The 8,827-nt window shown below is 46.6% G+C and carries 12 protein-coding genes; 8 read left to right on the forward strand and 4 right to left on the reverse strand.

All coding sequences use genetic code 11. The features are described 5' to 3' along the window. Positions 1-105: 105 nt before the first annotated feature. Entirely contained in the window at positions 106-363 is a 258-nt protein-coding gene (locus F566_RS31475) for a DUF6316 family protein (RefSeq protein ID WP_020405074.1), read from the reverse strand. A 449-nt stretch (positions 364-812) separates the two neighbouring features. On the opposite strand from F566_RS31475, the gene F566_RS0100790 reads away from it, so the two are divergent. From F566_RS0100790 to F566_RS0100800, 3 genes are read left to right on the forward strand one after another with little or no spacing between them, the layout of a single operon-like run. Then, positions 813-2,267 carry a hypothetical protein gene (locus F566_RS0100790; RefSeq protein WP_020405075.1) on the forward strand — a complete coding sequence of 485 codons (1,455 nt, stop codon included), beginning with the start codon at positions 813-815 and terminating at the stop codon, positions 2,265-2,267. 3 nt (positions 2,268-2,270) lie between these two features. Next, the gene (locus F566_RS0100795; RefSeq protein WP_020405076.1) at positions 2,271-3,329 is read left to right on the forward strand and encodes a hypothetical protein; all 1,059 of its coding nucleotides are present in this window, start codon (positions 2,271-2,273) and stop codon (positions 3,327-3,329) included. A gap of 51 nt (positions 3,330-3,380) precedes the next feature. Then, complete coding sequence (locus F566_RS0100800) at positions 3,381-4,103, forward strand: hypothetical protein (protein WP_020405077.1); 723 nt, start codon at positions 3,381-3,383, stop codon at positions 4,101-4,103. Positions 4,104-4,275: 172 nt separating this feature from the next. Here F566_RS0100800 and F566_RS0100805 read toward each other — a convergent pair whose 3' ends face one another. After that, the gene (locus F566_RS0100805; RefSeq protein WP_020405078.1) at positions 4,276-4,602 is read right to left on the reverse strand and encodes a DUF6559 family protein; all 327 of its coding nucleotides are present in this window, start codon (positions 4,600-4,602) and stop codon (positions 4,276-4,278) included. A 76-nt stretch (positions 4,603-4,678) separates the two neighbouring features. Then, positions 4,679-5,416, reverse strand: coding sequence for a DUF4013 domain-containing protein (locus tag F566_RS0100810; protein ID WP_020405079.1), 738 nt, complete (start codon positions 5,414-5,416; stop codon positions 4,679-4,681). A gap of 321 nt (positions 5,417-5,737) precedes the next feature. Here F566_RS0100810 and F566_RS0100815 point away from each other — a divergent pair, with 321 nt between their 5' ends. From F566_RS0100815 to F566_RS31480, 5 genes are all read left to right on the forward strand, one after another. Further along, positions 5,738-6,328: a hypothetical protein gene (locus F566_RS0100815; protein ID WP_020405080.1), complete on the forward strand. Its 591-nt coding sequence runs from the start codon at positions 5,738-5,740 to the stop codon at positions 6,326-6,328. Between the two features lie 202 nt (positions 6,329-6,530). Beyond that, positions 6,531-6,860, forward strand: coding sequence for a hypothetical protein (locus F566_RS0100820; protein ID WP_020405081.1), 330 nt, complete (start codon positions 6,531-6,533; stop codon positions 6,858-6,860). 163 nt (positions 6,861-7,023) lie between these two features. Then, on the forward strand, positions 7,024-7,308 hold the full coding sequence (locus F566_RS0100825; RefSeq protein WP_020405082.1) for a hypothetical protein: 285 nt from the start codon (positions 7,024-7,026) through the stop codon (positions 7,306-7,308). Between the two features lie 590 nt (positions 7,309-7,898). Next, on the forward strand, positions 7,899-8,174 hold the full coding sequence (locus F566_RS0100835; protein WP_157496541.1) for a hypothetical protein: 276 nt from the start codon (positions 7,899-7,901) through the stop codon (positions 8,172-8,174). A 1-nt stretch (position 8,175) separates the two neighbouring features. Beyond that, the gene (locus F566_RS31480) at positions 8,176-8,580 is read left to right on the forward strand and encodes a hypothetical protein (RefSeq protein ID WP_157496543.1); all 405 of its coding nucleotides are present in this window, start codon (positions 8,176-8,178) and stop codon (positions 8,578-8,580) included. On the opposite strand, the gene F566_RS0100845 is transcribed toward F566_RS31480, so the two are convergent. Further along, the coding region (locus F566_RS0100845; protein ID WP_020405086.1) for a transposase domain-containing protein at positions 8,570-8,827 on the reverse strand (258 nt) is incomplete at its 5' end. The genes F566_RS31480 and F566_RS0100845 overlap by 11 nt on opposite strands.

Consider the following 8,827-nt stretch of genomic DNA (forward strand, 5'->3'; position numbering starts at 1 on the left):
AGGTCTTGCTGAAAATCCATAAAAAATCCGATGATGTTTCCATCATTGGATTTTCTATTAAGCCCTGCGCTAACTCAAACACTTAAGTGAACAGCATTGCCCTAATTAGTGGGACTTTTGTCTTCTGTCTTTCTGATTGGAACGAGGAATATCTATTTTGGTGGGCCGATCATTGTCCAGGTCTACCTGCAAGTATTCCAGATAGGCATCCAACCCCATCTGTGCTTTTTCCTGACTGGCATATGGTCCGATCGCTAAATTCTCGCGTGTGGTATAAAACCACTCACCGTCTTCGATAAAAAAACGATCGTTAAGATCATAGTTTTGCCTTTCGATGGCCTCTCTATCGGTGGATGTTTTCATCAGGTTCTCCTCCGTTAGAAACTGATATTCTTTGATTTTAGTCCTTTTTCCTGCAAGAACAATGCGTATTGCGACCGACTTTGTGTGTGAAATCTCTTACATTTGCCTCCCCGCAGTGTCTGTTTTTCCATCCGGTTTGTATTAACCCAAAGCTCCTTCAGGTCTTCGGCGACCTCACTCCAAACAATTGCTTGAAATGAGTTTTTTTGTCACAAAATCAAAGTGATAGATACTCATAAAACCCACTGCATTTTGTCCTGAAACCTACCTAATTTGGCCAGCTTGTGACCTATTGAAAACCCACCTGAAATGACAAAGTAACTCGCCCTTTGCCCCGACTGTGTCCAAGACCCATTCCAGCACAGGGAAAAGTACAGAAGCCTGCCCTATCGCCTGCAGGCATCTGTCGAAAGGATAGAAACCGTTACGAGTTAATAAGGAGTATAAAGATGAGTGGTTGTAAACCATTAGTCGTCGCAAGCCTGCTTGCTTTGCTTCCCGCAGGTACAGCTCTCGCGGCTGAATTCTGTGCGGTCCCTGAAAAAAACAAATATGAAGATCTCGATTCAATCCAGAACGACTTCAAAAATCGTCACGCGGAATATAATCCCGAGAATGTCGGTAAAACAGCGTTTGACGAAAGCGATCTGGCAGAGCATACAGGCCAGTCCTACTTTTCGCCTGACGAAGAACCTGAAGGGTTCTCCACACTGTTTTCGGACGTTTCGGAAGACCTGGGCAGAGTGGGTGAATCCATTTCAACGACGAATGTCGCCACCGGCGAGATACTCGCGGACAACGTTCTGAACAGTAGCCTGGAAACCATTGGGGAAGAAGCCGGAGAAGTATTGGGGCCCGTCGGTGAAATTGTGGCTGTGGGCCTTTGGGGAGAGGCCATTATCTCCACCTTTGAGAATCAATCCTCCACTGATTTCGACAAAGCCTCTGCCGTCCTCAGCATCATTCCGGTTGTCGGCGATATTCTCGGTGCCATCCGGGAGCCGGTCGATCGGGCGATACTCAAAGCTCGCGCAAACAAAATTCAGTCAAGCGGTTACCCTTATGACCGCCAAAAACCGGAATTGAATGACTACAACAAAGACCGAGAGAGATGGGAAAGATTTGCTTCCAACTATGACCAATACTTTGTGCCAATGCTCGCCAAAAGCGTCATAGAAGATGTGGTGCTGGAACAGGAGCATATCTATCAGGCAGCAGTGAAAGCTCACAATCAGGCGCTTGAGCATATGTTCGCGAAAATTGATTATGAGTATTTCAAGTCCAATCAGGCTGGCATCCTGGGGCTGAGCGCTGATTCTGATGATGGTCAGATCCGTGTACACGGCAACCTGGGTAAAGTCTGCGACACCCTGGCGAGCGATTCCATTGCCCGGATCAACTGCCTGAAAGACGATGTCTATATTGAACGCCTGGAAGAACTCACAGGCTATGTAGAGTCTCAGACGTCCAACAATGTTGCCTCAATCAATGCCAATTACGCCAGCTTGAGAAAAAGGGCTGTCGATCAGAGCCTGGAAAACCTGAACAATCTGAAACAGGATCTCAAAGACAAAATCAAAACAACGGCCAATGCCCGTTGGGACCAGATTATCGCCGCCAACTGGTTCAAAGACATCGGCAACATGCTCCACGAGAACGTTTATGTTCCTGCGTTTCATGAGTTTGCCGACAATCAGCTCAACCGTGTTCCCACACAGGCAGAGATCAATTCCGGCCGCTTAACCGTAAAAGAGCCCAGTGAATCTTGCACTTTCGGTAATGTATTACTCAACTGCAGTGATATCCCTGGCGAATACCGCCACTTCAATGACAGCGCAGACAGTCGTCTGAGAAACAGCGTGAATAGGGTTAACGATATCAGGAGTCAGGAACATCTGAGCTAGGTGATGCAAAACCAACTTGATAACTACCTGCCTGAGCTGTTGTCCGGAGAAGCATTGAATGCCAGTCTGGGAGAGTGGGATAAACGCCCGACCTGGTTCTCAATGGTTGACTTGATGGTTGCCAATTATCAGGAACAGGTAAGCGGCCCACGTCAGGCCTTGAATCAATTCAAATCCGGCGTTGAAAGCATCATGCGGAGTAACACCGGCGGTTCCTGGAGTAGCGGTTATCTTCAGGAGCAAGGCTTTACTGCTGCAGAAACAGCCAGCATCAATGGTGGAAGCTTCGATATCAACCTGGTCTGGCGCTTTAAGGAATTCATCGACAAAGAAGCCGAAAGCAGCACCAATCAACCCGGCTCCAGCCTGGGCAACATGCGGCATCGCATCATCACGTCCGTCCAGGCGCTGTATACCCACGACTTCATTAACAATTACAATGCGTACCTGCAATTTGTTAAGTACCCATTCCTGTCCCCTTTCCCCACGCCGGCGTTACTGAATCAGGAAGCGCCTGAGCTGGTGTCACTTGCACAGTCCCTGGCAGACAACAATGAGCTGTCCACAGACCAGAAACGACTGGAAATCTTTAACAAGATCGGTGAAATCTATCGTGCCAACAAGTTTGATCATGACGCAATACAGTCAAAACTTGGTGAACTTGCGCGGATACAACAGTTTATCAACGTGGTGGAAAACACCGGTGCAAACAATCCCAACGGCCTGTTCTTCCAGGACCAGTTGTCTATTGAATATCTTGCCTGGAGCAAGGGATCGATCGTCAGTGACGCCAGAACTGCCGCGCTGGATATAACCTCCCGGCTGTCTACACGTAATCTTAATGCCCTCAAATCCGGGTTTGATCAACTGACAATCACCGGCGAAACCATCTGCGGCATTGACCCGGAGTTTAACGAAAACACACTGAGGCAGATTAAAGACCTTGGCTGGGACCAGTTTATATACATGCCTTATATGTACCAGCAGATGATGGAAGTCTTTGCCTATGGCGATCAGGTGATCAACCTCATTAAAGCGAAACAGTCAGCCGAATGCAGTTAGATTCACCTATTGAAACCAATCTATCGGTGACGTTATACAAGGAGTAATAAAATGAAAAAAATAGTCGTGTTATTGACTGGCTTGTTAATGAGCCTGTCGGCCATCGCCGTCCAAGTACATTCGGTACAGACACCAGGCGGTAACCAGAAGATGTTTGACGGCCTGGTCAAAGCTTCGGAGGCAGCAGCCCAAGAGATGCAAAATGTCTCAAGCAAACCTGCAGACTTTGCGACGCGTTATGTTGAAAGGTTCAAGAACGGCACCATCTCCCGCTGGAGACTGCTCCACAAAGATGGCACGGTGCTGGATCATTTCTATTCCAGAAACGGCGTTGATGTTCCAAGAAATAACGCCACGATGGTGGAACATGTCAGCAAGCATGCCTCAGGTCAGGCGGTCAAGGAACAACGCCCGTTATTTGCCCGGCAAAAGATTCGTTCCGAATCAACAATTCCAGACGCTATCACAGGGCCTGATGCCGCCAATGATGTGAAACGTTTCGGCGATGCTGAAATCAAAGCGATCCAGAGAGCATTCCGAACCAAGCAGAAACTGGGGTATAGCGCAGATGATCTTATCCTGGAGGGATACGTCGACAAACCCAACTGCCCGGTTTGTAGCCGAAATCTGAGACACTTTGAAGGTATCGGACAGGGTAAACTGGCGAAAGAAATCCGAATCACCCATTTTTCCAAGAATGTCCATGATTCATCTTTCAGACCCCAACGGGGGAATGTGGTCACTCAGGTCACAGGTTGTACGACAGTCCATTAGATACCTATCTTTCTATCTAACCGGGCAATGATGAAGCCTTAAAAATGAGACGTGTCAGTATCCCTCTGGCACGTCTCATTTCCTCTCTTTGACCCACCCTGTTCCTCACTTATACTTAGCCGACCATCAGTCCCTAATGTCAGGACTGATTAGCATATTCCCGGCATCACCTTTATGATTCACTACCTTCACTGTCCTGACCCGATCCAAGCGCACTTCCCGCCAGGGCGATATTCAACGCGATGGTCTTGGCTTCGGCATAGTTCATCACTTTGCCGCCGGGTTGTGGTAAAGCTTTTTCGTAATCTTCCTTACTGCAAAATAGCGACAGCGCAAACGGCATATATTTGTCAGGCAGATCCAGAGAGGTCAGCGCTTCTTTCACTTCCGTGCCGCTATACCCCTTCTTCTTGCCGTGACGCTTGCGTAACTCAGGCCCCAACACACCAATGTACTTTCGAATGGCGTCTTTTCTTTCTGATTTCTCTTCAATATTCATTCAATACCTTGCTGTTGCCCTAATAAAGTATGTTGTCTCTAAGAGTAAATGCCCCAAGGCAAAAGAAACAGTGAATTTATGCACAAGCCTGAGTAATCTCGCGTTCCTGAAGTTGCCTGTTCATTTTCCTGGCAAGCAATCCCAGTTCATGGGCACTGGTAATGTAATAGGCGCACACCGTAAAGACAGGCACCAGCAACAATCCCACGCCAGTGAACGCCAGCACCGTATCCACCAGGAAAATACCCAATAACAACAGCGCCCAGCAGATATAGAACTTCAGAAAATAATGAATATGTCTGATGAACAGCAGAAAGTTTGCCGGCGCATTTAATAAGGTTTTCCAGTCGCCACTCAGCGCATACCTGATCATGCCCGCCTGAAATACGGGAAAGGAGATCACCCCCCAGATCATATAAATCATTAAGGTCAGCAGCCAATCCGATGGCTCGGACTTGGCCCAGGCACTAAAACCCTCGGTAAGAATCTCATAAATATCCGCCACAAACCCCAACGGACCACCAATTCCCAGAATTGAACAAAGCACGCCGGGAATAAACACATGCCCCATCATGACTACCCACAGCAGCGCGCCGGTTTTCAACATGGCAAGAGGACGAAATACCGGCAGTTCCTGAGAGCCCTGCGCTAAATTCCTGACCATGTCCAGCCGCCAGCCTTTTAGAAGAATCACACTGACCAAGCCTAAAACAGGAATAGCGGCAATCACCGGTAACGGCCATAACTTACCGAGCCAGTCCCGGTCTTCAAAGGGGTATATCAGACTTTGTTTCATTCCTTTTACAAACGACATTGCTGTTCCTTGTTTCACTATTTTTAATTTATGAAGTGGATAGAGATGCAGGCTTCCCACATGGGAGGATGTTTCCACGATTCAAGAAAGATATATAGGTTGGTCTACCGGCCACTCGTGCTATCAAGAACATACTTCCACTGATCATCCTCCGTTGGAATTAAAGCAATACTATACGCATCACGCTGGTTTAAATCGGCACTACAATAATTCTTTCAGGCTGATTGACGGTTACCTACTAAAAAAATCGCAACAATATAGGAGGCAGACTTAAAAGAGCCCGGTCTGCCAGCTAATTATCAGGATGATGAGGATAAAAATATGGCAAAAGGATACTACCGACATGATGGACGTTCACCCAAAGTGGATTCCCAAACTAAGTTTTGGATAAGTTTTGGTAGTGGTTTAGGCAACTGCTTTGTTGTTTCGGGAACCAGAACCGGCATTATCGAGTGGCTAGAGAGCAGAAAACATTGGGATATTCTCACCCAATATGAAGATGAAAAAATCTACCTGACTCTTTCTAAACATAGTAAGTCCGGTGGGGTTATCTATCTGCAAGAAGTCGGTGGGGCTGTTTTGGGAGGTGGGACTGGCATAATAAGAGGTTCACTTGCAGCAGTATCTAAGGTGAGTGAGTCGGTCCAAAATGTCGCCAGTCAGGGACACCTTGGCTTCCGTGTTGCTCAGCATATAGCAACCCATGGTCCTTCAGGTACCCTGCCATCGAGCTCGAAAGGCTTTCACTCACTGGAGCGAGTCCTGGATAAATCAGGCTGGAGATCAAAGTACAACTTAAGGATCACAGTTCAAGGCTCCTCCAGTGGAATGGCCTTCCATACATTGAAGTCAAATAGGTCTACACTTATGGATGTTTGGAAAGTAGCCAAATCCGGCAGCATATGGAGCTAATTTCTAAATATATCGCAAGAACCAAGTGTCAGACTCTACGAGTCTGACACCGCCTTTGAAAATTCAGGAGCAGGGTATAACCCACATGTATTTACTCTAATGCCCAACAATTAATGAAAACGTCTAGCGCAGCACACAGAGAAAGGTCCCTGAATAATCCCATGTGCTATATTTCTGGAGAGCCAACAGACGAGCACTCGTAATGAAGGACTGCAGAGCACAGTTGGATACGACCGGATACGTCCACCTCCCCGCCTTTCTTTCCACCGATTTGATCGCAAGTTTTAACAACAGACTGACTCACGTCCTGAATGACTGTAAGTGCGCCCCAGTCCAACATGTTGCGTTCAGCGGAGCCAATGCTGTTTTCCGGGTGAATGAACTGCTTCGGTATTTTGGCGCACATACCCTTTTCATCCTCGGCATGCCCGCTCTAAGGGAACTGACGCAAACCCTCTGCGAAGACGAAGCTATCTGTATGTACGAATCCTTGTTGGTTCGCTCCGCCGAAAATGCCAGCGTGGTTGACTGACATCGTGATATGAACTCCCTCAAAATTTGCGAATCATCAGAGACCGGCCAGGACATGCTTCCTTAGTCGTAATCCAAAAAATGCCCGTTACCGATTTAATAAAAAGTTTAGAACTCCTTTCGAAAAGATCCGAGCATATCGGTCGCATTAAGGTATCGCCAATATGAATATCCACGAACCAATCAAAAATCTCATTACTTGTTACGCAGGCAAATTGGGTGATGGCCAAATGTTGAGAATCATGGAAAAGCTATCTTTGGATAGTGAGCCTGAAGCCCAACATGTCCTTGAGTTTTGTGAAAAAATGTTTGATTTAGCGCTTGAGATGGAAGAAAGAAAAGAAGTCATTCTAGGCGAACCAGCGCAGGCTTATGACGCAGAAAAAGCCTACTCCGTATTGAATGACTTTGTTAGCGATCAAGGCTTTGATTATCTGATTGAAGATTAAATTCTTGGGTCAATAGTGCTTCCATGAAATTTATAAGGCCGAGTAAGCCCTAACTAAACTAATCGACGATACCGAAAAAGGAAGTATCAGGTGGAAATTGATAAATCCTGGATGCCAACGTTACTTTGCATCATTAATGACAGTATTAAATACAATGACTCTTTACGAAACAGCCAAACAGTATCGGATGCAGAGGACATCGAGGATGTGGATGATGTCCATATACCAGTTTCAGGATTACTTGTCTGAGAACCTTAAGAAGGTCAACGAGTTATTGGATAAGTGCAAAGAATATCTGTGAAGACAAGGTGTCTGACTCTGCGAGTCTGACACCACCACTCTGAGCTCAAGTTTATACTGAATCTACGCAGAGTATGACCAGGAATGGTGAGCGTTAGTGTGTAGGGAACTATAAACTCATTATTCAACTTTCAGGAGTTCATATTTCAACCTTCCTATCCCATAGTTCAGATGACACCTGTAGTCTGCAAAGATAAACTGATCGCCCCTTTTGTTCTGGATGAATAGCTATGGAAACACAAAATTGTTGGCTGATTTATCACAAAGCCAGTATGGGTGAGAGATCGTCGATGAATATGGACGGCTCCACGTATGGATATGGAATTGCCGTCGTTCCAGAGAAAGACCTAAAAAAGGCTTTAGATCGCTTTGAAGCAGAACTGAAGTCAGACTTTATGGAACTTATTGAGATTCATAAATGTGTCCACTATGGAATAGAGCCTTTCAAATACGAGTCTGAACTCGTGGACACTCTTGATAGATCTGTGCAAATAGCCACAAGTCGGGATGCCGTTTACATACTTGGAATAGGAAACGAGTCGTTCCCAGACGCAGAGGATGCATGAAATGATGAAGCGCAATGGAGCTGTGGCACTGGCCGAAGGAAACCCGGACTTTAAAGTTGAAGTAAATCTCGTATTTAACAACGAACGCGTCAAAAAGGACTTTGTTCTTCGAACGACACTAGATCAGTTAAGTGTTTGGAAAGCTAAGCATAGCGTGCCAGCCTCCCCCTTTCGTGCCAAACATAAAGAAGTGACTAAGGAAGCAGCATTTATCGACAACGAAGTTTGGGTGTTTGGCATTGATGCCACCAAATCCACTGATATTTGCGCTGCAGTTCAAATAGGTATGCATTGTTATAAAGCGAAAGCGGACGAACTGCTTGGTAATATTTATGTAAAAAATCTCAACGCTGAACGAGAGAACGAAATGGAGGCTCAAGGTAAGCGTCCGGCTATCACAGGTTGACCGGACCGCTCCAGTTGTGAGGCAGTAATTCAGCAATGGCACTGTTCTTCTGCGTCGGCAGACGCGCCAGTACATCTTTCAGATAAGCATAGGGATCATGTCCGTTCAGTTTGGCCGATTGGATCAGACTCATTACTGCCGCTGCCCGCTGACCACTGCGCAGCGATCCGGCAAACAACCAGTTGGAACGACCCAGCGCCCAAGGCCGGATCTGGTTTTCCACCCAATTATTGTCGATGGGCACGGC

It is taken from the genome of Hahella ganghwensis DSM 17046, assembly GCF_000376785.1.
Classification (GTDB): domain Bacteria; phylum Pseudomonadota; class Gammaproteobacteria; order Pseudomonadales; family Oleiphilaceae; genus Hahella; species Hahella ganghwensis.